This window comes from Pseudomonas sp. NBB (assembly GCF_032701105.1).
GTDB lineage: Bacteria > Pseudomonadota > Gammaproteobacteria > Pseudomonadales > Pseudomonadaceae > Aquipseudomonas > Aquipseudomonas asiatica.
The window spans coordinates 2110093-2132426 of sequence record NZ_CP103994.1; the positions used below are offsets into that span (position 1 = coordinate 2110093).

Annotated in this window: 22 protein-coding genes; 14 read left to right on the top strand and 8 right to left on the bottom strand. The window is 63.1% G+C overall.

Annotation, left to right across the window (positions count from 1 at the left end; genetic code table 11):
* Window positions 1-93 precede the first annotated feature (93 nt).
* From lon to NY023_RS09870, 3 genes are all read left to right on the top strand, one after another.
* Window positions 94-2490, top strand: coding sequence for an endopeptidase La (gene lon / locus NY023_RS09860; protein ID WP_013971883.1), 2397 nt, complete (start codon window positions 94-96; stop codon window positions 2488-2490).
* Window positions 2491-2642: 152 nt separating this feature from the next.
* Complete coding sequence (locus NY023_RS09865) at window positions 2643-2915, top strand: HU family DNA-binding protein (protein ID WP_003259401.1); 273 nt, start codon at window positions 2643-2645, stop codon at window positions 2913-2915.
* A 183-nt stretch (window positions 2916-3098) separates the two neighbouring features.
* Window positions 3099-4970, top strand: coding sequence for a SurA N-terminal domain-containing protein (locus tag NY023_RS09870; protein ID WP_013971884.1), 1872 nt, complete (start codon window positions 3099-3101; stop codon window positions 4968-4970).
* Between the two features lie 177 nt (window positions 4971-5147).
* On the opposite strand, the gene NY023_RS09875 is transcribed toward NY023_RS09870, so the two are convergent.
* Window positions 5148-6188: a patatin-like phospholipase family protein gene (locus NY023_RS09875; RefSeq protein WP_024086621.1), complete on the bottom strand. Its 1041-nt coding sequence runs from the start codon at window positions 6186-6188 to the stop codon at window positions 5148-5150.
* A 178-nt stretch (window positions 6189-6366) separates the two neighbouring features.
* Here NY023_RS09875 and NY023_RS09880 point away from each other — a divergent pair, with 178 nt between their 5' ends.
* From NY023_RS09880 to NY023_RS09890, 3 genes are all read left to right on the top strand, one after another.
* Window positions 6367-6645, top strand: a complete 279-nt coding sequence (locus tag NY023_RS09880; protein ID WP_003259403.1) for a hypothetical protein — start codon at window positions 6367-6369, stop codon at window positions 6643-6645.
* Between the two features lie 17 nt (window positions 6646-6662).
* Window positions 6663-7442, top strand: a complete 780-nt coding sequence (locus NY023_RS09885; RefSeq protein ID WP_013971887.1) for a CHAD domain-containing protein — start codon at window positions 6663-6665, stop codon at window positions 7440-7442.
* Window positions 7443-7519: 77 nt separating this feature from the next.
* Window positions 7520-8317 carry an acyl-CoA thioesterase gene (locus NY023_RS09890; RefSeq protein WP_013971888.1) on the top strand — a complete coding sequence of 266 codons (798 nt, stop codon included), beginning with the start codon at window positions 7520-7522 and terminating at the stop codon, window positions 8315-8317.
* A 136-nt stretch (window positions 8318-8453) separates the two neighbouring features.
* On the opposite strand, the gene NY023_RS09895 is transcribed toward NY023_RS09890, so the two are convergent.
* The 3 genes from NY023_RS09895 to NY023_RS09905 all read right to left on the bottom strand — a co-directional run bounded on the left by NY023_RS09895 (window position 8454) and on the right by NY023_RS09905 (window position 11430).
* The gene (locus NY023_RS09895) at window positions 8454-8822 is read right to left on the bottom strand and encodes an Mpo1-like protein (RefSeq protein WP_023661057.1); all 369 of its coding nucleotides are present in this window, start codon (window positions 8820-8822) and stop codon (window positions 8454-8456) included.
* 75 nt (window positions 8823-8897) lie between these two features.
* Window positions 8898-10376: a methyl-accepting chemotaxis protein gene (locus NY023_RS09900; RefSeq protein ID WP_013971890.1), complete on the bottom strand. Its 1479-nt coding sequence runs from the start codon at window positions 10374-10376 to the stop codon at window positions 8898-8900.
* A gap of 256 nt (window positions 10377-10632) precedes the next feature.
* A complete protein-coding gene (locus NY023_RS09905) occupies window positions 10633-11430 on the bottom strand; it encodes a TatD family hydrolase (RefSeq protein ID WP_013971891.1) in 798 nt (265 codons plus the stop codon).
* Between the two features lie 155 nt (window positions 11431-11585).
* Between NY023_RS09905 and NY023_RS09910 the strand changes: the two genes are divergently transcribed.
* The 4 genes from NY023_RS09910 to greB all read left to right on the top strand — a co-directional run bounded on the left by NY023_RS09910 (window position 11586) and on the right by greB (window position 14560).
* Complete coding sequence (locus NY023_RS09910; RefSeq protein ID WP_013971892.1) at window positions 11586-12992, top strand: transglycosylase SLT domain-containing protein; 1407 nt, start codon at window positions 11586-11588, stop codon at window positions 12990-12992.
* Between the two features lie 113 nt (window positions 12993-13105).
* The gene (locus tag NY023_RS09915; protein WP_013971893.1) at window positions 13106-13543 is read left to right on the top strand and encodes a DoxX family protein; all 438 of its coding nucleotides are present in this window, start codon (window positions 13106-13108) and stop codon (window positions 13541-13543) included.
* A 223-nt stretch (window positions 13544-13766) separates the two neighbouring features.
* On the top strand, window positions 13767-14075 hold the full coding sequence (locus NY023_RS09920; RefSeq protein WP_023661930.1) for a hypothetical protein: 309 nt from the start codon (window positions 13767-13769) through the stop codon (window positions 14073-14075).
* A gap of 11 nt (window positions 14076-14086) precedes the next feature.
* Window positions 14087-14560 carry a transcription elongation factor GreB gene (gene greB, locus NY023_RS09925; RefSeq protein ID WP_013971895.1) on the top strand — a complete coding sequence of 158 codons (474 nt, stop codon included), beginning with the start codon at window positions 14087-14089 and terminating at the stop codon, window positions 14558-14560.
* 126 nt (window positions 14561-14686) lie between these two features.
* Here greB and NY023_RS09930 read toward each other — a convergent pair whose 3' ends face one another.
* A complete protein-coding gene (locus tag NY023_RS09930; protein WP_013971897.1) occupies window positions 14687-17194 on the bottom strand; it encodes an ABC transporter permease in 2508 nt (835 codons plus the stop codon).
* Window positions 17194-17877 (bottom strand): ABC transporter ATP-binding protein, encoded by a 684-nt coding sequence (locus NY023_RS09935; protein ID WP_003259775.1) that lies wholly within the window; start codon window positions 17875-17877, stop codon window positions 17194-17196. The genes NY023_RS09930 and NY023_RS09935 overlap by 1 nt, the downstream gene beginning before the upstream one ends.
* 10 nt (window positions 17878-17887) lie before the next feature.
* Here NY023_RS09935 and NY023_RS09940 point away from each other — a divergent pair, with 10 nt between their 5' ends.
* From NY023_RS09940 to NY023_RS09950, 3 genes are all read left to right on the top strand, one after another.
* The gene (locus NY023_RS09940; protein ID WP_023663107.1) at window positions 17888-18493 is read left to right on the top strand and encodes an arylesterase; all 606 of its coding nucleotides are present in this window, start codon (window positions 17888-17890) and stop codon (window positions 18491-18493) included.
* 58 nt (window positions 18494-18551) lie between these two features.
* Window positions 18552-18842 (top strand): hypothetical protein, encoded by a 291-nt coding sequence (locus tag NY023_RS09945; RefSeq protein WP_013971899.1) that lies wholly within the window; start codon window positions 18552-18554, stop codon window positions 18840-18842.
* A 111-nt stretch (window positions 18843-18953) separates the two neighbouring features.
* Window positions 18954-19931, top strand: coding sequence for a L,D-transpeptidase family protein (locus NY023_RS09950; protein WP_003259779.1), 978 nt, complete (start codon window positions 18954-18956; stop codon window positions 19929-19931).
* A 132-nt stretch (window positions 19932-20063) separates the two neighbouring features.
* On the opposite strand, the gene oprI is transcribed toward NY023_RS09950, so the two are convergent.
* Window positions 20064-20315, bottom strand: coding sequence for an outer membrane lipoprotei OprI (gene oprI, locus NY023_RS09955; RefSeq protein WP_003259780.1), 252 nt, complete (start codon window positions 20313-20315; stop codon window positions 20064-20066).
* 509 nt (window positions 20316-20824) lie between these two features.
* Between oprI and NY023_RS09960 the strand changes: the two genes are divergently transcribed.
* Complete coding sequence (locus tag NY023_RS09960) at window positions 20825-21106, top strand: GNAT family N-acetyltransferase (protein WP_003259781.1); 282 nt, start codon at window positions 20825-20827, stop codon at window positions 21104-21106.
* Window positions 21107-21239: 133 nt separating this feature from the next.
* Here the strand turns inward: NY023_RS09960 and NY023_RS09965 are convergent, their stop codons facing one another.
* The gene (locus tag NY023_RS09965; protein ID WP_013971901.1) at window positions 21240-22316 is read right to left on the bottom strand and encodes a 3-deoxy-7-phosphoheptulonate synthase; all 1077 of its coding nucleotides are present in this window, start codon (window positions 22314-22316) and stop codon (window positions 21240-21242) included.
* Window positions 22317-22334: the final 18 nt, after the last annotated feature.

A 22334-nucleotide genomic window follows, 5' to 3' on the forward strand; every position in this document is an offset into this window, starting at 1 on the left:
TAGCGCTTGTAATTTCCCAAGCCTGCCCCCACATTAGGTCCAAGTATCATTTCCACCGGTTTCCGGCCATAAGGCCGCTGTAGAGGCGAAATCATGAAGACCACCCTCGACTTGCCTCTTTTGCCATTGCGCGATGTCGTTGTTTACCCGCACATGGTCATCCCGCTGTTCGTGGGGCGCGAAAAATCCATTGAAGCCCTTGAGGCGGCGATGACGGGCGAAAAGCAGATTCTTCTGCTGGCCCAGAAAAACCCGGCCGACGATGACCCGGGCGAGGATGCACTGTACCGCGTAGGTACCGTTGCCACCGTGCTGCAATTGCTGAAACTGCCCGATGGCACCGTCAAGGTGCTGGTCGAGGGCGAGCAGCGCGGTGCTGTGGAGCGTTTCAGTGAAGTGGAAGGGCACATCCGTGCCGAAGTTTCCCTGATCGACGAAGCCGACGCCGCCGAGCGCGAGTCGGAAGTGTTCGTGCGCACGCTGCTGTCGCAGTTCGAGCAATACGTGCAACTGGGCAAGAAAGTCCCAGCCGAAGTGCTGTCGTCGCTGAACAGCATCGAAGAGCCAGGGCGCCTGGTCGACACCATGGCCGCACACATGGCCCTGAAGATCGAGCAGAAACAGGAAATTCTCGAAATCGTCGACCTGCCGACCCGTGTCGAGCACGTACTGGCGCTGCTGGATGCCGAAATCGACCTGCTGCAGGTCGAAAAGCGCATTCGCGGTCGGGTCAAGAAGCAGATGGAGCGCAGCCAGCGCGAGTACTACCTGAATGAGCAGATGAAGGCCATTCAGAAGGAACTCGGTGATGGCGACGAAGGCCACAACGAAGTCGAAGAGCTGAAAAAGCGCATCGAAGCCGCTGGCCTGCCCAAGGATGCACTGGCCAAGGCCCAGGCCGAGCTGAACAAGCTCAAGCAGATGTCGCCGATGTCGGCCGAGGCCACTGTGGTCCGTTCCTATCTCGACTGGCTGGTGCAGGTGCCGTGGAAGGCCCAGAGCAAGGTGCGTCTGGACCTGGCCAAGGCCGAGGAAATCCTCGATGCCGACCACTACGGCCTGGAAGAGGTCAAGGAACGCATCCTCGAGTACCTTGCCGTGCAAAAGCGCGTCAAGAAGATCCGCGGGCCGGTACTGTGCCTGGTCGGCCCACCCGGCGTCGGCAAGACCTCGCTGGCCGAGTCGATCGCCGCTGCCACCAACCGCAAGTTCGTGCGCATGGCCCTGGGTGGTGTGCGTGACGAGGCCGAAATCCGTGGTCACCGCCGTACCTACATCGGTTCCATGCCTGGCCGCCTGATCCAGAAGATGACCAAGGTGGGGGTGCGCAACCCGCTGTTCCTGCTGGACGAAATCGACAAGATGGGCAGCGACATGCGTGGCGACCCGGCCTCGGCACTGCTCGAAGTGCTCGATCCGGAGCAGAACCACAACTTCAACGACCACTACCTGGAGGTCGATTACGACCTCTCGGACGTGATGTTCCTGTGCACCTCGAACTCGATGAACATCCCGCCGGCGCTGCTCGACCGGATGGAAGTCATCCGCCTGCCGGGCTACACCGAGGACGAGAAGATCAACATCGCGGTCAAGTACCTGGTGCCCAAGCAGGTCAAGGCCAACGGCTTGAAGAAGGACGAGCTGGAAGTCGATGTCTCGGCGATCCGCGACATCATCCGCTTCTATACCCGCGAAGCCGGTGTGCGCGGCCTGGAACGGCAAATCGCCAAAGTCTGCCGCAAGGTGGTCAAGGAACATACCGGGCAGAAGCAGGTCAAGGTCAAGGTAGCCAGCGAGCAGCTGGAGCACCTGCTGGGCGTGCGCAAGTTCCGCTACGGCCTGGCCGAGCAGCAGGACCAGATCGGCCAGGTTACCGGCCTGGCCTGGACCCAGGTGGGCGGCGAACTGCTGACCATCGAAGCCGTGGTCATTCCCGGCAAGGGCCAGCTGATCAAGACCGGCTCGCTGGGCGACGTCATGGTCGAGTCGATCACCGCCGCGCAGACCGTGGTGCGCAGCCGTGCCCGCAGCCTGGGTATCGCCGCCGACTTCCACGAGAAGCACGACGTGCATATCCACATGCCTGAAGGCGCCACGCCGAAGGATGGCCCAAGTGCTGGTATCGGCATGTGCACCGCGCTGGTGTCGGCGCTGACGCAGATTCCGGTACGTGCCGATGTGGCCATGACCGGTGAAATCACCCTGCGTGGCCAGGTGCTGGCCATTGGCGGGTTGAAGGAAAAATTGCTGGCGGCACACCGTGGCGGGATCAAGACGGTGATCATTCCCGAGGAGAATGTTCGCGATCTGAAGGAGATTCCGGAAAATATCAAACAGGATCTGCAGATCAAACCAGTCAAATGGATTGACGAAGTCCTGCAAATTGCGCTGCAATACGCCCCGGAGCCCTTGCCAGATGTGGCTCCGGAGATTGTCGCGAAAGATGAAAAGCGCGACGGCGATGCCAAGGAAAGAATTAGCACGCACTAGTAGTTTTTGGCTGGGGGGCTTTCCTTGACAGTTTTTTCGGGGCCTTGCTATAAAGCGGCACGCTATTGTCATCAGGCCACCCAGCGCAGGTTTCATAAGCTTTTCATTACATACTTAGAAACAAACTCAATAGAGAAATAAGGGGACTTAGAGTGAACAAGTCGGAACTGATTGACGCTATCGCCGCATCTGCTGACATCCCGAAAGCTGTAGCCGGCCGTGCGCTGGACGCAGTCATCGAATCCGTCACCGGCGCCCTGAAGCAAGGTGACGATGTGGTACTGGTTGGCTTCGGTACCTTCTCGGTCAAGGAGCGTGCAGAGCGCACCGGCCGCAACCCGCAAACCGGTAACGCGATCAAGATCGCTGCCGCCAAGGTTCCAGGCTTCAAGGCTGGCAAAGGCCTGAAAGACGCCGTCAACTAAGTCGTCTCTTTCAGCCGGACCCGGCTTGGCCAGGTCCGAGCACGGTGATGGCGGGGCGCAAACGTTCCCGCCTGACACGTTTGCTAAGAAAAGGCGCATCCTCGGATGCGCCTTTCTTTTATCAGGTTTCTACCCACGCTCCGCGGTTGTCGACGCAGTGGTACAACCGTTTCTGGGGGACGCATGCTGCAAAATATCAGGGACAATTCACAAGGTTGGATTGCCAAGACCATCATCGGCCTTATCGTCGTGTTGATGGCGTTGACCGGTTTCGAAGCCATTTTCCAGGCCGCCACCCATAGCCAGGACGCCGCCAAGGTGAACGGCCAGACCATCAGCCAGAACGAGCTGAGCCAGGCGGCCGACATGCAGCGCCGTCAGCTGATGCAACAGTTGGGCAAGGATTTCGACCCGGCGCTGCTGGATGACAAATTGCTGCGCGAAGAGGCACTGAAGGGGCTGATCAGCCGCAAGCTGCTGCTGCAAGGCGCCGAAGATGCCAAATTCGCCTTCTCCGAGGCCGCACTGGATCAGGTGATCCTGCAGACGCCGGAGTTTCAGGTGGACGGCAAATTCAGTGCCGACCGTTTCGACCAGGTCATTCGCCAGATGGGCTATGGCCGCATGCAGTTCCGCGACATGCTCGCCGAGGAAATGCTCATCGGCCAACTGCGCACCGGCTTGGCCGGCAGCAGCTTCGTGACCGACCAGCAGGTCGATGCCTTTGCCCGCCTCGAGAAGCAGACCCGTGACTTCGCTTCCCTGACCTTCAAGGCCGACCCGGCCGCGGTCAAGGTCAGCGATGAAGAGGTCAAGGCGCACTACGACCAGCACGCCAAGGAGTTCATGTCGCCAGACCAGGTGGTGATCGACTACATCGAGCTGAAGAAGTCGGCGTTCTTCGATCAGGTCAAGGTGACCGACGAAGAGCTCAAGGCCCAGTACGAGAAGGAAATCGCCAACCTCGCCGAGCAGCGTCATGCCGCGCACATCCTCATCGAGGTCAACGACAAGGTCACCGACGCCCAGGCCAAGGCCCGCGCCGAAGAGATCGAGCAACGCCTGGCCAAGGGCGAAGACTTTGCCGCGCTGGCCAAGGAGTTCTCCCAGGACCCGGGTTCGGCCAATAGCGGCGGTGACCTTGGCTTCGCCGGCCCGGGTGTTTACGACCCGGCGTTCGAGGATGCGCTGTACAAGCTGCAGGACGGCCAGGTCTCGGCGCCGGTTCGCACCGAGTTCGGCTACCACCTGATCAAGCTGCTGGGCGTGCAGGCGCCGGAAGTGCCGAGCTTCGCCAGCCTGAAGGACAAGCTGACCCGTGACCTGAAGATCCCTCTGGTCGAGCAGCGTTACGTAGATGCCAGCAAGCAGCTGCAGGATGCTGCCTACGAAGCTTCGGACCTGGCCCAGCCGGCCCAGGACCTGAACCTGAAGGTGCAAACCTCCGCAGCCTTCGGCCGCGAGGGTGGCGAAGGCATCACTGCCAACCGTTCGGTAGTGCAGGCCGCATTCTCCGAAGAAGTGCTGGAGGAGGGTGCCAACAGCACCGCCATCGAGCTCGACCCGGAAACCACCGTGGTGCTGCGCGTCAAGGAGCACCGCAAGCCTGAGCAGCTGCCGCTGGAAGCCGTGGCCAAGAACATCAGCGAGCACCTGGCCAAGGAGAAGGCAACTGCCGAGCTCAAGGCCAAGGCGGACAAGCTGATTGCCGGCCTGCGTGACGGTTCCATCGCAGCGGGCAGTGTGCACGAAGGGCAGGGCTGGAAGGCCTATGAAGCAGTTACCCGCGGCGAGGACGGTATCGACCCGGCCGAGCTGCAGGCGCTGTTCCGCCTGGGCAAGCCACAGGCCAAGGACAAGCCGGTTTATGGCAGCGTCGTGCTGCGTGACGGTAGCCTGGTGGTACTGCAGCTCAAGGGTGTCAACGAAGGCGCTGCTGCCACCGATGAAGAGAAGCAGCAGATCCGCCGCTACCTCGCGTCGCGTGCTGGCCAGCAGGACTTCGCGGCATACCGCAAGCAGCTGGAAGCCAAGGCGGATATCACCCGTTACTAAGGTGATGGATGCATGAACGAACAGGCCGCCCAGTGCGGCCTGTTTCGTTTCTGTTGTCTGTGCCGGCCTCTTCGCGGGTAAACCCGCTCCCACAGGTCCAACACAGGTTTCAAGTACTGTGGTGAACCTGTGGGAGCGGGTTTACCCGCGAAGAGGCCGGCACCAGCAGCGCAGGGTCTAGCGTTTCACCCCTTCATGGATATCCAGCGTATCCCGCGCAATCTCCCGCCCCAGGGCAATCAGCTCCGGCGCCTTGTAGAACTCGAAAAACCGGCACACTCGTTTGGGCACGTTGATCAGCACATCCGGTGGATAGCCTGCGATCTTGTACTGTGCCAACGAGGTCTGCATGACCTCGAAGCTCTGGTTGATCAAGTCCAGCAGCGAAGCGGGCCCCACGTTGTCGATGATGAACGAGCCGGTCGCAGACTTTGGCGCACCCTCGCGCTCCGGTGCCGCCGCCGGTTGCTGGCCTTCCGGGTTGGCGGCATCGGCCAGCCACGGGTTAGGCGGCGCCAGCCCTTCGGCGACGATTTCCTGCTCGATACGTATCAGCTCCTCCGCCGGCTTGCGCCGGAACGGCAAGCGCGAACCCAGCGAACTGAGTAGCGCATCGAAACGCATCTTGAACGCCGCTGGGCGTTCGATCACCGGTAGCTGGTACTGCTTCTGGTTGGTGGCATTGAGGTTGACCGCGATGATCAGGTCGCAGTGGCTGGACACCACCGGCACGATCGGCAGCGGGTTGAGGATGCCGCCGTCGACCAGCATGCGGTTGCCTTGCATCACCGGGGTGAACAGACTGGGGATGGCTGCCGAGGCGCGCATGGCCTGGTGCAGGCAGCCCTCCTGGAACCAGATTTCCTGCTGGTTGGTGAGGTCGGCTGCAACCGCGGTGTAGGGGATGCGCAATTGCTCGATGTTGATCTCGCCGACGATCTTGCGGATTTGCCCGAACACCTTGTCGCCGCGAATTGCGCCGAGGCGAAAGCTGACATCGACCAGGCGCAACACATCCAGGTAGTCCAGGCTCTCGATCCAGTTGCGGTAGTCTTCCAGCTTGCCCGCGGCGTAGATGCCGCCGATTACCGCACCCATCGAGCAGCCGGCGATACAGGCAATGTCGTAGCCGCGGCGCTCGATTTCCTCGATCACGCCGATGTGTGCATACCCCCGGGCTCCACCCGATCCCAGTACCAGTGCCACGCGTTTGCTCATGAACATTCCCCGGCCAGTGCAACCATGGTCCTACAATGCACCCATCGCCACCTGTGCTTCAATGTGCATCGTGCTGAGCTACTGTAATAAAACTGGCTGGGCCAAGCTGGCTGGGCAGGGCACTTTTCAGCTGCCGGGGCGTCGAACAGCCAATGTTTTTTCCATTGAGGTATTACCGATGAAAGCCTGGATCTGCCTTCCACTGATCGCCTTGGCCCTTGCTGGCTGCGCGGGCAAGACGGCCTACCGCGAGAGTTGCGCAACCCAACTGGATGCCGCCTGGAAGGAGCTGGACCTGGCCAAGGCCGAAGGCTTTGCCGGTGCCGTGAGCTACTCCAAGGCCTTGTCGCTGCTGACCGGTGCCAAGACCCAACAGCAGTTCGAAGGTTACGAAAGTTGTACCAGAAAAGCCGAAAAGGCCCGTTTCTACATTCGTGAGTCTCGCGCCGGGCGCTGACCAAGGAGCGTCTTTCAATGTCTGCCATGCTCGATCATGTGGTTGCCCAGATAGTGGCCTTGCAGGTGCGCCTGCTGGCCTGCCGCGAGCGCCTGGCTGCCGATACCGACAGCGAGGCCTTGCATGATCTGCGCACCACCCTGCGGCGCCTGCGCAGCCTGCTGCGGCCGCTGCGAGGGCTGCCGGGGGTGGAGCAGCTGGAGGAGGCCGCCAGGTCGTTGGGTGCCCTCACCACGCCGTTGCGCGACCGTGAGGTGCTGGCGGCCGAACTGATTGGGCATGGTTTTGCCGAGGCCGGGCAGCGGCGCCTGGAAGGGCGTGCCAGGACATTCGCCAGTGTTGCCGCCAGCCCCGAGCTGACGCGGGTGCTGGCGATTGTCGACGCGTTTCCGCTGTTCATGCGTGCAGCCGGTCGCGAGGGCCTGGTCAAGGCGCTGGAAAAGCGCATCGACAAACGCCTGGGCAAGCAGTGGCGCAAGTTGTACCAGGCGCTGCAGGACCCGGCCCACGACCGCCACCGCCTGCGTTTGCTGATCAAGCGTGCGCGCTATGGCGATGAGGCCTATCCGCAGCTCGACCATGCGGGCAAGCAGTTGCGGCGCTTGCTGAAGCAGGCCCAGGGCGATTTGGGTGACTGGCATGATCGCCTGCAATGGCTGCTGCAGGCGCGCGAGCATGCCGACCTGGCGCCGTGCAGGGTCGCCTGGGAGCAGGAGTTGCATGAGGCCGAGCGCCATTCGGATGCGACGCTGGATGCACTGCAGCAGGCGTTGGCGCGGCGAAAGCCCGAAAAATGACCGAAATGCGGGCTGATCGGCATGGGTTTGCTGGCTAGGATGGGCAGACCTTATTCGCAGCAGGCAGGAGCCGGCCAATGAATTTCAACCAACTGCTCGACGCCGTGCGGGCCAATCCCGAAGCTGTATGTGTCCCGCCAAGCTGGGCCCAGGGGCGCGCCGCCTTTGGCGGGCTGATGGCGGCCATGGTGTATGAAGCCATGCGCCAGAAAATCTCCGATGACCGCCCCGTGCGTTCTTTGGCCATCAGCTTTGTGGCGCCAGCCGCGGCAGATGTGCCAATCCGCTTCGATGTAGAGGTGCTGCGTGAAGGCAAGGCTGTCAGCACCTTGCTGGGCCGTGCCGTTCAAGACGGCCAGGTAGTGACGCTGGTGCAGGGCAATTTCGGTGCAGGGCGGCCGTCGGTGGTCGATGTGCCAGCCTTGCCGGCCGAGGAAATGAAAGCGCTCGACGATGCAGCTCCCGAGCTACCCCATATCAAAGGCGTTACTCCTGAGTTCATGCAGCATGTGGCCTTGCGCTGGGCGGTGGGTGGATTGCCGTTCAGTGGCAATCAGTCGCGGCAAATGGGCGGCTGGGTACGTTTGCGCGGGGTGGCCGAAGAACCGGTCAACGAGGCGCACCTGCTGGCGCTGGTCGATGCCTGGCCACCAAGCCTGATGCCGTTTCTCAAGCAGCCGGCTGCCGGCAGCACGTTGACCTGGACCATCGAATTCATGCAGCCCAGGGCGCAGCTGTCGACCCTGGACTGGTGCCGTTATTGCGTGGAAACCGAGCATGCGCGGGATGGTTATGGGCATGCCGCCGCCGCGTTGAGGACGGCGCAGGGCGAGTTGCTGGCCTTGAGCCGGCAGACGGTTACCGTGTTTGCCTGACCGAGCCTGGGAGCGCGTTGCGCTCCGATCGCGACACAGGGCCGCTCCCACAGGATCGCGTAAATTTCAGGACATGTGCGGTTCTTGTGCGAGCGGCCTTGCGTCGCGATTGGGCTGCAGAGCAGCCCCAATGGCATCAGCGACGATGCTTGTGTCGTTCCCGCCAGGCCTTCCACCAGGCCCCGCTCAGCAAGAAGCGCGGAAAGGTGATGAACTGCTCGGTCAGCAGGCGTTGCACGGCATCCTTGCGGTTGGCGAAGGGTTCGGGTTGCTCTGCTTCCAGTCGATGGCCCTGGCGCTGCAGGCCCAGGCCGGCGATCAAGGCAATGATGCCAACGGCAATCTGGCCCAGGTCCAGGCCGAACAGGCCGGACAGAATCAGCAACGTGCCAAGGATGAACAAAGGCACGGCGATCAGGTGCAGCACCAGGTTGGTCGGGTGGCGGTGGTTGTGGTGGTAGCCGCGCCATTGCCAGGCGGGCAGGTTGGGCAGGCGTTTGCTCATGGGCATTTCCTCTCGGTCATGCCCAAAGCTTAGTGCGCCCCCCAGGCGGGGGCCAATCGAGGCTGGCTATGGTGACTATAGCTTGAGCTGGCCAATGGCCTTGTTCAGTTCACCGGCCAGGGTTGCCAGTTCGCTGCTGGTGGTTGCCGAGCCCACGGTCTGTTGCACGGTCTGTTCGGTGACATCGCGGATACTCACCACGGCGCGGTTCATTTCCTCGGCCACCTGGCTTTGCTGCTCGGCTGCCACGGCAATCTGGGTGTTGCTTTCGCGCATCTGCGCCACGGCACCGGTAATTTCGGCCAGTGCCTCGCCGGCCTCCTGGGCCTGGCGGACGCAGTCGTCGGCCTTGTACGAGCTCTCCTGCATGAATTCCACTGCATCCCGGGTGCCCGACTGCAGAGCCGAAACCATGGTGGTGATCTCGTCGGTGGAGTTTTGTACGCGCTTGGCCAGGTTGCGCACTTCATCGGCCACCACGGCAAAGCCGCGGCCCAGGTCGCCGGCGCGTGCTGCTTCGATGGCGGCATTGAGCGCCAGCAGGTTGGTCTGCTCGGCGATGCTGTGGATCACACTGACCACGCCATTGATCTTCTGACTGTCTTCGGCCAGTTGACGAATCATCTCGGCAGTTTGCTGCACGCCGCTGGACAGCCCGGAGATCGAGTCCTGTACCCGGCTGACCACCTCCTGGCCGCTACCGGCCAGGGCGTCGGCTGTTTGTGACAGGTCACGGGTGGCGCCGGCATGCTGGGCGATGTGGTGCACCGTTGCCGACATTTCGTTGATGGCGGTAGCGGCCTGGTCGGTCTCGCTCTGCTGGCCGAGCATGCCGTGGCGCACGTCGCTCATGCTCGCGGCCAGGCGCGCGGCACCGGAGTCCAGTTGCGCAGCGGTGTGGGCGACAGTACTGACCACGCGGTGGTAGGTCGCCTGCATGGCATTGAAGGCCCCGGCCATCTGGCCGACCTCGTCACCACAGGCCAACGGTACGCGGGCCGACAGGTCGCCGGTCTTTTCCACGTGCAGCATCACATCCTTGAGGGTGTTGAGCTGGCTGAGCAGGAAGCGGATCAGCAACTGCGAGGCGCCGAGCATGGCCAGCATCAGGATCAGTACGCATACCGCGTAGTTGCTGAATCGGTCGAAGAACACCTGGCGCAGGCTTGGCGACTGGGCCAGCACGGCCATTTGCTGATCACCGTTGCGCAGTACCTGCGCGCCCTGTAGCGGGTTGTTGCCCAAGAGCCGGGCGGCAGGCAGTTCGACCCAGCCTTGGGCATTGCGCAGGGCCTCCAGGGGTTCGCCCGCGAAGGTGGGCGTTTGCCCGGGCGACCAGCTGATGACATTGGCCGGGCGGGGTAGCGGCTGGCCGGCCGGCCAGGCAGCAAGCAGTTGCGCCTGCGCGGCCGCCTGGGCCTGCGCGGCCTCGGCGCGGGCGCGCTGCTCCAGGTGCACGGCATAGAGCACCAGCAGCAAGGTCGTGACAAAGGCCACCGCGTTGACGGCCCAGAACTTGTACTTCAGGGAAACATTGCTAAGCCAGGCACCCATGGGCAGGTCTTCTCTGAGTTGAGCGGGAACAATATTGGCAAGGTGCCATCATTGTGCCTGCGCAAGCCAGGGCCTTTCTTGATGTGTATCAAGAAAATTCCGCCGCAAGTTCTGCCGCGCTTTTGTAGGAGCGGCCTTGTGTCGCGATAGGGGTGCGAAGCGCCCCCAGGTTTTCAGCTTCAGCGGATAGATTGCCGGGGCCGCGTTGCGGCCCTTTCGCGACACAAGGCCGCTCCTACAGGAGAACGCGTCGGGTTCAGGGGAGTTGGAAAAACGCCCGCGCCGTTGCCGTGGTATGTGCCGCCGTGTGTTCGGTCGACTCGCCCCGGTGCAAGGCCACTTCACGCAACACCTCCAGCAGGAACGCTGGTTCGTTGCGCCCGTTCTTCGGCTTGGGCCGCAGGCTGCGGGGCAGCAGGTAAGGCGCATCGCTCTCCAGCATCAGCCGCCCCTCGGCAATGTTGCCCACCAGCGGGTGCAGGTGGGTGCCACGGCGTTCGTCGCAGATCCAGCCGGTAATGCCGATGTGCAGGTCCATGTCCAGGTAGGCGAACAGCGCGTCGCGCTCGCCGGTAAAACAGTGCACTACTGCGCCGGCCAGGTGGTCGCGGTAATCCTTGAGGATCGCCAGCAGGCGTTCGCTGGCGTCGCGTTCGTGCAGGAACACCGGCAGACGCAGCTCGGCAGCCAGTGCCAGTTGTGCCTCAAGGGCTTTTTCCTGCAGCGGGCGAGGGGAGAAGTCGCGGTTGAAGTCCAAGCCGCATTCACCCACGGCGCGTACACGTGGTTCACTCAACAGTTGGCGCAACTGGCGCTCGCTGCCGGCATCCCAGGTTTTGGCATCATGAGGGTGTACGCCTGCCGTGGCGAACAGGTGCGCGCCGCTCGCATCCAGTTGCTGGCACAGTTCCAGCGCCTGTTCGCTGACCGCCAGGCTGGTGCCCGTCAGCACCATCTGCGTGACCCTGGCCTCAAGGGCGCGCTCGACGATTGCCGCCTGCTGGTCGTGGAAACTGCTGTTGGTCAGGTTGACGCCGATATCGATCAGTTGCATGGTGCTACCTCGTGCCGCGGGGCGGCCAGCATAGCAAAAACCTTGTTTTTCTGAAAAAGCCAAGAACTTCATGCTGTTGCCGTGGTCTTTTGCCGTCATTTCTCTTGGCGGCACAACCCACGGATGCCGCCCACCGACAACGGACACGTTTTCGCATGCAGCGATGCTGGCTCATTTTCCTGCTGACGCTTGGGCTGACCCTGACCGGGCCTGCCCATGCGCGCGCGCCGGGGCCGCAGCAGAACATCGCGCCTGCCAAGGTCCGTGACCTGCAACAGATTCGCACCAGCCAGGTGCTGCGGGTGCTGGTCAACCAGAGCCGCAACAGCTCCGGTGAGGTCAAGGGCGAGCCGGTCGGCATCGAATACTATCGCCTGCGTGCCCTGGAACATTATCTCAATGCCCGCGCCGCCGACGGCCAGGAGATCCAGCTCAAGCTGATACCGCGGGCCAAGGAGCAGTTGCTGGGGGCCCTGGCCCGTGGCGAGGGTGACCTGGCCGCGCCAGGTGAACTGCTCGACCCCGCCGTGGTGCGCGGGGTCAGCAGCAGCGCACCAGTGCTCGACCAGGTGCCGCTGCTGCTGGTGGGGCGCAAGGGCGAGCGCAGTTTCAGCCATGTCGAGCAGTTGTCCGGGCGTACCGTGGCCCTGACCAGCGCTAGCGCGGCCGGCCCGTTGATCCAGCAGGTCAACCAGCAGCTGGCGCTGCGCAAGCGCGCGCCGATCAAGGTGGAGTGGGTCGACTCGACCCTGGCGGTGGAGGATGTGCTGGAAATGGTCCAGGCCGGCATCTATCACCTGACCGTGGTCGAGCAGCCGATCGCCCGGCGCTGGGCCCGGGTGATGCCGCGCCTGAGGCTGGACAGCCGCGTAAAACTGGGGGCGCCGCAAGCCATGCGTTGGTATGTGGGGCGCGATGCGCCGCAGTTGCTGGCCACAGTCGATCGCTTTCTGCAGGGCTACCGGGCGCCGGACAACCAGGACGCCGCGTTCGAGCGCATCTACCGCCGCCAGTACCGGGTGCACGACCCATTGGCCAGCAAGAATCGCCAGCGACTGACCGCGCTGCGGGGGGTGCTGCAGAAACACGGCGAGGCGCAGCAGATCGACTGGCTCAACCTGGCCGCGCTGGCCTTCAAGGAGTCGACGCTCAACCCGGCAGCGCGCGGCACCGGAGGGGCCCATGGCCTGATGCAGATTACCCCTTCGGCGGCGCAGCGCGTGGGGGTGAGCAACACCGCCTCGGTGGATGGCAATGTCCAGGCCAGCGCCCGTTACCTGGCGCTGATCCGGCGCAAGTTCTTTGCCAGCGCCAAGATCAACGAGCGCGAGCGCATGGCCTTCGTCCTGGCGGCCTACAACCTGGGGCCCGAGCGGGTCCAGGCCATGCGTGCGGAGGCGCGGCGTCGCGGGCTGAATGGCGACCAGTGGTTCTTCCAGACCGAACGCATTGCCATGGAGCAGGTGGGCATGGGGCCAGTCAACTTCGTCAACAGCGTCAACAAGTACTTTGTAGCGTTCAATCGGGAACGTGCTGCGCTGGAGCGTGTGGCTAAACGCTGACAAATCGATATTGTCGATTGTTATGTCGGGGTTTTTGCGATTTTCATATCTGTCGAATCGATTATGATGGCGCCCATCCCAACACAACTTTCCCGCTTCAAGGAGTCTTCGACATGAACAACGCTACCCTCAACGCTCTGTTCTCCACCCGCGCCGGCACTGGCCTGAGCGTCATCCGTATCCTGGTCGGCATCATCTTCATTGCGCATGGTGCGCAGAAACTGTTCGGCATGTTCGGCGGCTATGGCCTGGAAGGCACCGGCCAGTGGATGGAGAGCATCGGCCTGGCCCCGGGTTACCTGATGGCCCTGCTGTCCGGTAGTGCCGAGTTCTTCGGCGGCCTGGCCCTGGTGATCGGCCTGCTGGCCCGCCCGGCGGCCCTGGTGCTGGCGGTGACCCTGGTGGTGGCGATCCTCTCGGTGCACATCGGCAACGGCCTGTTCATGTCCAACAACGGCTATGAGTTCGGCCTGGCCCTGCTGGCTGGCACCGTTGCGGTGCTGATCGAAGGCGCTGGCCGCTTCTCGCTGGACCGCCTGATCGCCCGCTGATACACCGCAAATGCCAAGATACAAGCCTCAGGCCGATCACTTTCGGCTTGAGGCTTGTATCTTGCCGCTTGTAGCTCTAGCATACCGTCTGCGCCGATTTAAACAGCTACTTGCGGGGCGCAGGAAAGCCCCTCTCCGGGTCATCCGAAATACCGCTAAAGCGCTGGTTCGGTGACGCCTCCCACCGCTGCCCAGCGGGATTCGCGAGGCGGAGAGAAGCTCCATGAGTTGCCCACGTACCAGTGTCTGTTTGAGCCCCTTGCCTGCCAGCCAGGCGTCCCGCACACCGCGCATCCTGCTCGGCGGCCAGCATCAACCCACTCTTTTGCGTCACCTTGAAGGCCTGTCCAGGCGCAAGGGCCAGGCGCGTGCCTTTCTGATCCAGTTCGCCGACACCGGCTGCCACCTCGCGCAGTATGGCAATGACCGTTTCGACCTGGCCGTGATCCAGGCCCCGGCGCCGGACGAGGCCGCCGATATCATCGGCCACCTCACCCGTATCGCGCGCCAAGGCCTGATTACCCGCCGCTGAGGAGCGCGCTGTTGAGTACCAATATCATCACCACGGAAGGCCATGAGGCGCTGAAGAAAGAACTGGACCACCTGTGGCGGGTGTACCGCCCCGAGATTACCCAGAAGGTTACCTGGGCGGCCTCGCTGGGCGACCGCAGCGAGAATGCCGACTACCAGTACAACAAGAAGCTGCTGCGCGAGATCGACCGTCGGGTGCGTTATCTGCGCAAGCGTCTTGAAGATGTGAAGGTGGTGGCCTACTCGCCGCAGCAGGAGGGCAAGGTGTTTTTCGGTGCCTGGGTGGAGATTGAGAACGACGAGGGCGAGACCATGAAGTTTCGCATTGTCGGGTATGACGAGATCTATGGGCGCAATGACTACATCTCGATCGACTCGCCCATGGCTCGCGCCTTGCTGAAGAAGGAGGAGGGTGATGAGGTGGTGGTGCACACGCCTACCGGTGAAGCGACCTGGTATGTAAACAGCATCAGCTACGGGCAATGAGTCGATTTTGACTGTGCCGGCCTCTTCGCGGGCTTGCCCGCTCCCACAGGGTTACCACAGCATTTGACCGTTGTGTCGGACCTGTGGGAGCGGGTTTACCCGCGAAGAGGCCGGCACAGGCTGTCATCAACTCTCGCGTAAAACCGCCAGCGGGCTGGCATTCAACGCCCGCCGCGTCCCCAGCACCCCTGCACCACCTACCAGCAGCGCCCCTGCCAGCGGCAACAGCAGCAACCACACATGCGGGCTCCATTGCAGGTCGAAGGCATAGCGGTACAGCACCAAGGTAATCAGCTCACACCCGACCGCCGCCAGCAAGCCGCTGGCCGCACCCAGCAAGCCGAACTCGATCCGCCGCGCCTTGACCAGCAATGGCCGCGCCGCGCCCAGCGCACGCAGCAAGGCGCCCTGGCGGATACGCTCGTCCAGCGTCGCCTGCAAGCCAGCGAACAGCACCGCCAACCCAGCTGCCAGCACGAACAGCAACACATACTCGACCGCCAGGGTCACCTGGGCGAGGATGCTGCGCAGCTGATCGAGCAAGGCGTCCACCTGCAGGATGGTCACTGCCGGGAATGCCCGTGACAGCGCCACCACATCCAGGTCATGGCCCGGTGCCAGATAGAAGCTGGTCAGGTAGGTGGTCGGAAGCCCCTGCAGCGTGCCGGGTTGGAAGATCATGTAGAAGTTCGGCTGGAAGCTGTCCCAGTGCACGCTGCGCAGGCTGCTGACCCGTGCCTGGCGTTGCTGGCCGCCGATGTCGAAGGTTAGCAGGTCACCCAGTTGCAGCTTCAGGCTGTTGGCCAGTTCCGCCTCCACCGACACACCGGGGATTTCATCTTCGGCGGGCAACGCCTGCCACCAGTTGCCGCCTGTCAGTGCGTTGCCTTCGGGCAGCTCGGCCGCCCACGTCAGGCTGAGGTCGCGCTGAACGGCGCGCTCACCTGCCGAGTCCTTGCTGACCACCTGCTGCACCGGTTGCTCGTTGATTTTTACCAGGCGGCCGGGTGTCACCGGGTACAGCGGCGCCGAGGTGGCATTGACCTGCTGCAGGTGTTGGGCGAAGGGCTCACGATCATCCGGCAGGATGTTCAGGGCGAAATGGTTGGGTGCATCCTTGGGCAACTGCGCTTGCCAGGTGTCGAGCAGTTCCGCGCGCAGCAGCGCGACCAGGGCCATGGCCAGCAGGATCAGGCCGAAGGCCAGGGCCTGGCCGGCAGCGGCCATGGGGTGGCGCAGCAGTTGGCCCAGCCCCAGTCGCCAGGTCAGTGGTGCCCCGGCCAGCAATTGGCGCAGGCTGCGCAAACCGAGCAGCAGCAGGCCGCCGAGCAGCAGCGCGGCGACCAGGCCGCCACCGAGCAGGGCGAAGGTGAGCAGCAGGTCGAGGCTCAGGCGCCACATGATCAGGCCCAGGGCGAACAGGGCCGCACCGTACACCAGCCAGCTGCTGGGCGGTATCGGCAGCAGGTCGCGGCGCAGCACGCGAAGCGGCGGTACCTGGCCCAGCGCGGCAATTGGCGGCAGGGCGAAACCGGCCAGGGCTACCAGCCCGGTAGCGATGCCGGCCAGGGCTGGGACGATGCCGCCTGCAGGCACCACGCTTGGCAACAGGCCATGCAGCAGGCGGAACAGGCCCAGTTGCGCCAGCCAGCCGAGCAGGGCGCCGGCCAGCGCGGCGACCAGGCCGAGCATGGCCAACTGCAGGCAGTACAGGCCCAGTGCCTGGCGGCGCGAAAGGCCCAGGCAGCGCAGCAGGGCGCTGGCGTCCAGGCGGCGTGCGGCATAGCGGCTGGCCGACAGGGCCACGGCAACGCCTGCCAGCAGCACCGCCACCAGGCTGGCCATGTTCAGGTAGCGCTCGGCCTTGCCCAGCGCGCCGCCGACCTGCTGGTTGCCATCGCGGGTGTCGCGCAGGCGCTGGTTGGCGGCCAGGTCCTTTTTCAGTGCCCCGCGGTACTGGGCCAGCGCTTCGGCATCGCCGCGCCACAGGTCGCGGTAGGTGACCCGGCTGCCCGGCTGGATCACGCCGGTGGCTTGCAGGTCGGCCAGGTTCATCATTACCCGTGGGGTAAGGCTGTAGAAGTTGTTGGCGCGGTCCGGTTCGTAGGTCAGTACGCGGCTCATGCGCAGCGTCTTCATGCCCACGTCGATGCTGTCGCCAACCTTCAGCCCCAATGCCGCCAAAAGGCGTGGTTCGACCCATGCTTCGCCAGGTGCCGGGCCGCCGCCCGGGGTTTCTGTGGCATAGGGCTGCGCAGCACTGCGCACTTGCCCGCGCAATGGGTAGGCACCGTCGGCAGCCTTGACGCTGGACAGCTGGATGCCGTTGTCGCCGCCGACCACGCTGGTGAACTCGACGACCTGGGCGTGGCGCAGGCCCAGTGCCTTGCCGGCCTCGATCTGCTGGTCGCGGGCCGGGGCGCTGCCCTGCAGCACCAGGTCGGCACCAAGGAACTCGCTGGCGCGCAGTTGCATGGCGCCGTTGAGGCGGGCACCGAAATAGCCGATGGCAGTGCTGGCCGCGACCGCCACCAGCAGGGCGAAGAACAGCACGCGCACTTCGCTTGCGCGAATGTCGCGCAGCAGCTGGCGCAGGGCCAGGCCGCACAGGCGGGACAGCGGCATGTGGGTCATCAGGCCTCCGCCGGGGCCACCAGGCGGCCCGCATCCAGGCGAATCTGGCGGCGGCAGCGCCGGGCCAGGCGTTCGTCATGGGTAACCAGCACCAGGGTGGTGCCGCGCTCCTTGTTCAGTTCGAACAGCAAGTCGCTGATGCGCTCGCCGGTGTGGCTGTCGAGATTGCCGGTGGGTTCGTCGGCAAACAGCACTGCCGGTTGCGCGGCGAAGGCGCGGGCGATGGCCACCCGTTGTTGTTCGCCGCCCGAAAGCTGGCGCGGAGTGTGGCTCAGGCGCTTGCCCAGACCGACCCGTTCGAGCAGGGTGCGCGCGTGTTCGCGGGCATCGCGGCGGCCATCCAGCTCCAGCGGCAGCATGACGTTCTCCAGGGCATTGAGGCTGTCGAGCAACTGGAACGACTGGAACACGAAACCCACATGTTCGGCGCGCACCCGCGCGCGCTGGTCTTCATCCAGCGGCCCCAGGTCGTGGCCAGCAAGGATGACCTTGCCGGCACTGGGCTGGTCGAGGCCGGCGAGCAGGCCAAGCAGGGTCGACTTGCCCGAACCCGAGGCGCCGACGATTGCCAGGCTGTCGCCTTGGGCCAGGTCGAGGGACAGGGCGTGCAGGATGGTCAGGTCACCTTCCGCGCTGGGGACCACTTTGCTAAGGTTCTGCGCAACGAGAATGCTGGGGCCCATGGAGAATCCGATGCGAGTGTGGTGGTTGAGTGCCGGTCTGGCCCTGTATTGCCTGGCCCAGAGCGCGGCGGCGGGAACACTGCTGGTTGTCGGCGATAGTATCAGCGCCGGTTTTGGCCTGGATACCCGCCAGGGCTGGGTTTCCCTGTTGCAGACCCGCCTGCGGGACGAAGGTTTCGACGACAAGGTGGTCAATGCATCGATCAGCGGCGACACCAGTGCAGGTGGCCAGGCGCGGCTGCCGGCGCTGCTTGCAGCGCACAAGCCGAGCCTGGTGGTACTGGAACTGGGCGGCAATGATGGCCTGCGTGGGCAGCCGCCAGCGCAATTGCAACAAAATCTTGCCTCGATGATCGAGAGCTCGCGCAATGCCGGTGCCAAGGTGGTGCTGCTGGGCATGCGCCTGCCACCCAATTATGGCGTGCGCTACACCACCGCCTTCGCCCAGGTGTATGAACAGCTGGCGGCAGAAAAACAGGTCCCGCTGGTGCCGTTTTTCCTCGAGGGGGTAGGGGGCGTGCCTGAGTTGATGCAGGCGGATGGCATTCACCCGGCCCAGGCTGCCCAGCAGCGCCTGCTGGAAAATGCCTGGCCGGCGATAAAACCCTTGCTGTGACGCTTTAAACGGCGCCGGCTTTCGGCTAATGTTGCGCCCCCCGTTTCGAGTGCCACCGATGCCGCGCCCTGCCTGGTCCCTGTATGCCTACCAACTGATCGAGCCTGATGAGCAGCTCGACCTGTTCGCCTGCCAGGAAATCCGCGTCCACCTCGTGGCCCGCCAGCTGGAGCTGGGCGTACCGGCCGACCGCACCTTGTGCGGTGGCCTGCTGCCGGCGCAACCGCGCTGGTCGGGGGTGCCGCGCTCGATCTACCGCGACGGTCGCCTGTGCGACCTGTGCCGCGCCATCCTCGATGCCCAGCGGCGCGGCATGCGCCCGGTGTGGCCGGAGCTGCAGGGCGGCTGAACGCCGCACCTTTCATCATCTGAAACGCTTGCATGGCGCCAATGCCTCCCGCTTGCATCGGCGCGGGTGTACAATCGATTCTCTTGACCCACCTTTCGAAGGATTTACCGGATGTTGCCGCGCTTTCCTGCCGTCACCCGTAGCCTGTCCCTGGCCGCCCTGCTGGTAGCAGGCCCCGCTGCTGCGCTGGAGCTGCCCCTGCCACCACCCGGTGAAGACATCATCGGCCAGGTGCATGTGATCAAGGCAAAGTACGAGGACACGTTTGCCGATATCGGCACTGCCAACGACCTCGGCTATCTGGAAATGATCGCCGCCAACCCGGGCGTGGACCCATGGCTGCCAGGTGCCGGCACCGAGATCATCCTGCCGACCCGCTACATCCTGCCGCCTGGCCCGCGTGAGGGCATCGTCATCAACCTGGCCGAATACCGTATGTACTACTTCCCGAAAGGGCAGAACGTGGTGCATACATTCCCGCTGGGCATCGGTCGTGAAGGCTGGGGTTCGCCGATCGCCAATACCAAGATCACCGCCAAGACGCCAAACCCGACCTGGACCCCGCCAGCGTCCATCCGTGCCGAGCACGCGGCTGACGGCGACATCCTGCCGAGCGTGGTGCCGGCCGGCCCGGACAACCCGCTGGGGCCGTTCAAGTTCACCCTCGGCGTGCCGGGCTACCTGATCCACGGTTCGAACAAGAAGTTCGGCATTGGCATGCGTACCAGCCACGGTTGCTTCCGCATGCTCAACAACAACGTGCTGGAACTGTCGAAGATGGTGCCGGTGGGTACGCCGGTGCGCATCATCAACGAGCCCTACAAGTTCGGTATCAGTGGTGGCAAGGTCTATCTGGAGGCGCACACGCCGCTGGACGACCAGGGTAATCCGTCGGTGGTCGATAAACACACTGCTGTTATCAATGCCTTGCTCAAGCGAGAAGATCTGGCCAATAACCTACGCATGAACTGGGACATGGTGCGTGATGTGGTGGCCGCGGAAGATGGCATGCCGGTGGAAATTGCCGTACCGACCGAAAACCAGGGTGGTGCGCCGATGGTTTCGAGCATTCCGCCCGAACTGCAGTAAGGTAATTGCGACACACCCGGGCCTGCCTTAGTGCAGGCCTTTTCGTTTCTGCCTGGCGCGTTTGCCTTGTGCGCAGGCAATAAAAAAGCCGACCCACAAGTGGGTCGGCTTCATAACAATCCGTGAGGATTATTACTTGCGGCTGGCTTTGTCCAGCATACGCAGAGCGCGCTCGTTGGCTTCGTCAGCGGTCTGCTGAGCCTTCTGAGCGGCTGCCAGTGCGTCGTCAGCCTTACGGTAGGCTTCGTCAGCACGAGCTTGAGCGCGAGCTGCTGCGTCTTCAGTCGCAGTCAGACGAGCTTCGGTTTCTTTGGATACGCTGCTGCAACCGGTAGCCAGAACTGCGGCCAGAGCCAGAGCAGAGAATTTCAGAACGTTGTTCATCGTGTTCCCCTTCAAGGACTTTCTATTAAATAGCCATCTCTCGGAAAAGAGAAACTGGCCGGCGTACATAGTACCCATTACTTGTAGTAAGTAAACTGACTAAGCGCAAGAACTGCAAAAAAAATGTTGCTTGACGCCTTTCCGACAAGATTTGCGACACGCCCGTGAAAAAAACGTGCAGGCTTCGCAAGCGACTGTGGTACAGGAACTTTTTTGTTGAACTAAGGGTGACTCTAACTGTCTGCCAGCGTCTTAAGCCCTAGTACATCCGGTTGCAGCAGGGCGCGCCGTCAAGAATGGCATTTGGCCGCATTTTCGCCATTTTTAACCGCCACCACCTTGAGCAATCCCGCCTGCGACGCCTACTATCTTGTGAGTGCCAGAAGATCCGAACGATTGCAATCGTCCAGTGGTCGAAGTGGGCAACAGGTGGCGTAGAGGATTCTGTGCCGGATAAACCACCATCGGTTAAGGTATGGGTCTGCCGAGAAGACCTGCGAGGAGTAGTGATGAGCGAAGCGCTGACCATCCATCATGACCAGGCCGGTCATCAGTTCGAGACCAGCGTGGACGGTCATCGTGCCTATCTGACGTACATGGATCTGGGCAAACAGACGCTGGACATCTATCGCACCTTCGTACCCAACGCCCTGCGCGGCCGCGGGATTGCTGCCGCCCTGACCGAGCGGGCCCTGGAGTATGCTGAGCAGATGGGCTACACGGTGATTCCGTCCTGCTCGTACGTGGAACGCTACATGGAGCGCCAGCAGCGGCATTCGAGCAAGGTCTGATTCTGTAAAAAAAGCGGGGCCGCTTCGCGCCCCATTCGCGGCACAAGGCCGCTCCTACAGGAAATCGCATAACCCTGTAGGAGCGGCCTTGTGCCGCGAATGGGGCGCGAAGCGGCCCCGCTCTTTTATTGCATCAGCCGCGCTTACGCTGCGGCAGCACATCCTTAAGCTTGGCACGCATGCTGCGCAGGGTCTTCTCGGTAGCCGACCAGTCGATGCAGGCATCGGTAATCGACACGCCATACTGCAGCTCGTCCAGGTTCTTCGGAATCGACTGGCAGCCCCAGTTCAGGTGGCTCTCGACCATCAGGCCGATGATCGACTGGTTACCTTCGAGGATCTGGTTGGCGACGTTCTCCATCACCAGTGGTTGCAGGGCCGGGTCCTTGTTGGAGTTGGCGTGGCTGCAGTCGACCATGATATTGGCCTTGATCTTGGCCTTGGCCAGGTCCTGTTCGCAGAGGGCGACGCTGACCGAGTCGTAGTTCGGCTTGCCGTTGCCGCCGCGCAGTACCACGTGGCCGTACGGGTTGCCCTTGGTGGTGACGATCGACACGCCGCCTTCCTGGTTGATGCCGAGGAAGCGGTGTGGCTTGGATACCGACTGCAGGGCGTTGATGGCAACGGTCAGGCCGCCGTCTGTGCCGTTCTTGAAACCGACTGCCGAGGAGAGGCCCGAAGCCATCTCGCGGTGGGTCTGCGATTCGGTGGTACGGGCGCCGATGGCCGACCAGCTGATCAGGTCCTGCAGGTACTGCGGAGAAATAGGATCGAGCGCTTCGGTGGCGGTCGGCAGGCCCATTTCGGCCAGGTCCAGCAGCAGCTTGCGGCCGATGTGCAGGCCATCCTGGATCTTGAACGAGTCATCCAGGTACGGGTCGTTGATCAGGCCTTTCCAGCCGACGGTGGTACGCGGTTTTTCGAAATACACGCGCATGACCAGGTACAGCGTGTCGGACACTTCCTCGGCCAGCACTTTCAGGCGCTCGGCGTACTCGTGGGCGGCCTTGATGTCGTGGATCGAGCAAGGGCCGACCACGACGAACAGGCGATGGTCCTTGCCGTCGAGAATATTGCGCACCACTTCACGGCCGGCAGTCACGGTCTGCAGGGCCTTGGCGCTGAGGGGGATTTCCTTCTTGAGCTGATCGGGTGTGATCAGGGTCTCGTTGGAGGCAACGTTCAAGTCATCGATCGGTAAATCAGCCATCGTGTTACTCGTCAGGTC

Excerpts from the sequence above, each read along its gene's own strand:
- NY023_RS09870 (WP_013971884.1), top strand. The coding sequence starts at position 3,099 with ATGCTGCAAAATATCAGGGACAATTCACAAGGTTGGATTGCCAAGACC.
- NY023_RS09960 (WP_003259781.1), top strand. The coding sequence starts at position 20,825 with ATGAGCGAAGCGCTGACCATCCATCATGACCAGGCCGGTCATCAGTTC.
- NY023_RS09950 (WP_003259779.1), top strand. The coding sequence starts at position 18,954 with ATGTTGCCGCGCTTTCCTGCCGTCACCCGTAGCCTGTCCCTGGCCGCC.
- NY023_RS09900 (WP_013971890.1), bottom strand. The coding sequence starts at position 10,376 with ATGGGTGCCTGGCTTAGCAATGTTTCCCTGAAGTACAAGTTCTGGGCC.
- NY023_RS09935 (WP_003259775.1), bottom strand. The coding sequence starts at position 17,877 with ATGGGCCCCAGCATTCTCGTTGCGCAGAACCTTAGCAAAGTGGTCCCC.
- NY023_RS09930 (WP_013971897.1), bottom strand. The coding sequence starts at position 17,194 with ATGACCCACATGCCGCTGTCCCGCCTGTGCGGCCTGGCCCTGCGCCAG.
- oprI (WP_003259780.1), bottom strand. The coding sequence starts at position 20,315 with ATGAACAACGTTCTGAAATTCTCTGCTCTGGCTCTGGCCGCAGTTCTG.
- NY023_RS09875 (WP_024086621.1), bottom strand. The coding sequence starts at position 6,188 with ATGAGCAAACGCGTGGCACTGGTACTGGGATCGGGTGGAGCCCGGGGG.
- NY023_RS09915 (WP_013971893.1), top strand. The coding sequence starts at position 13,106 with ATGAACAACGCTACCCTCAACGCTCTGTTCTCCACCCGCGCCGGCACT.
- NY023_RS09965 (WP_013971901.1), bottom strand. The coding sequence starts at position 22,316 with ATGGCTGATTTACCGATCGATGACTTGAACGTTGCCTCCAACGAGACC.
- NY023_RS09940 (WP_023663107.1), top strand. The coding sequence starts at position 17,888 with ATGCGAGTGTGGTGGTTGAGTGCCGGTCTGGCCCTGTATTGCCTGGCC.
- NY023_RS09885 (WP_013971887.1), top strand. The coding sequence starts at position 6,663 with ATGTCTGCCATGCTCGATCATGTGGTTGCCCAGATAGTGGCCTTGCAG.
- NY023_RS09945 (WP_013971899.1), top strand. The coding sequence starts at position 18,552 with ATGCCGCGCCCTGCCTGGTCCCTGTATGCCTACCAACTGATCGAGCCT.
- NY023_RS09890 (WP_013971888.1), top strand. The coding sequence starts at position 7,520 with ATGAATTTCAACCAACTGCTCGACGCCGTGCGGGCCAATCCCGAAGCT.
- NY023_RS09920 (WP_023661930.1), top strand. The coding sequence starts at position 13,767 with ATGAGTTGCCCACGTACCAGTGTCTGTTTGAGCCCCTTGCCTGCCAGC.
- NY023_RS09905 (WP_013971891.1), bottom strand. The coding sequence starts at position 11,430 with ATGCAACTGATCGATATCGGCGTCAACCTGACCAACAGCAGTTTCCAC.
- NY023_RS09895 (WP_023661057.1), bottom strand. The coding sequence starts at position 8,822 with ATGAGCAAACGCCTGCCCAACCTGCCCGCCTGGCAATGGCGCGGCTAC.
- NY023_RS09910 (WP_013971892.1), top strand. The coding sequence starts at position 11,586 with ATGCAGCGATGCTGGCTCATTTTCCTGCTGACGCTTGGGCTGACCCTG.
- lon (WP_013971883.1), top strand. The coding sequence starts at position 94 with ATGAAGACCACCCTCGACTTGCCTCTTTTGCCATTGCGCGATGTCGTT.
- NY023_RS09880 (WP_003259403.1), top strand. The coding sequence starts at position 6,367 with ATGAAAGCCTGGATCTGCCTTCCACTGATCGCCTTGGCCCTTGCTGGC.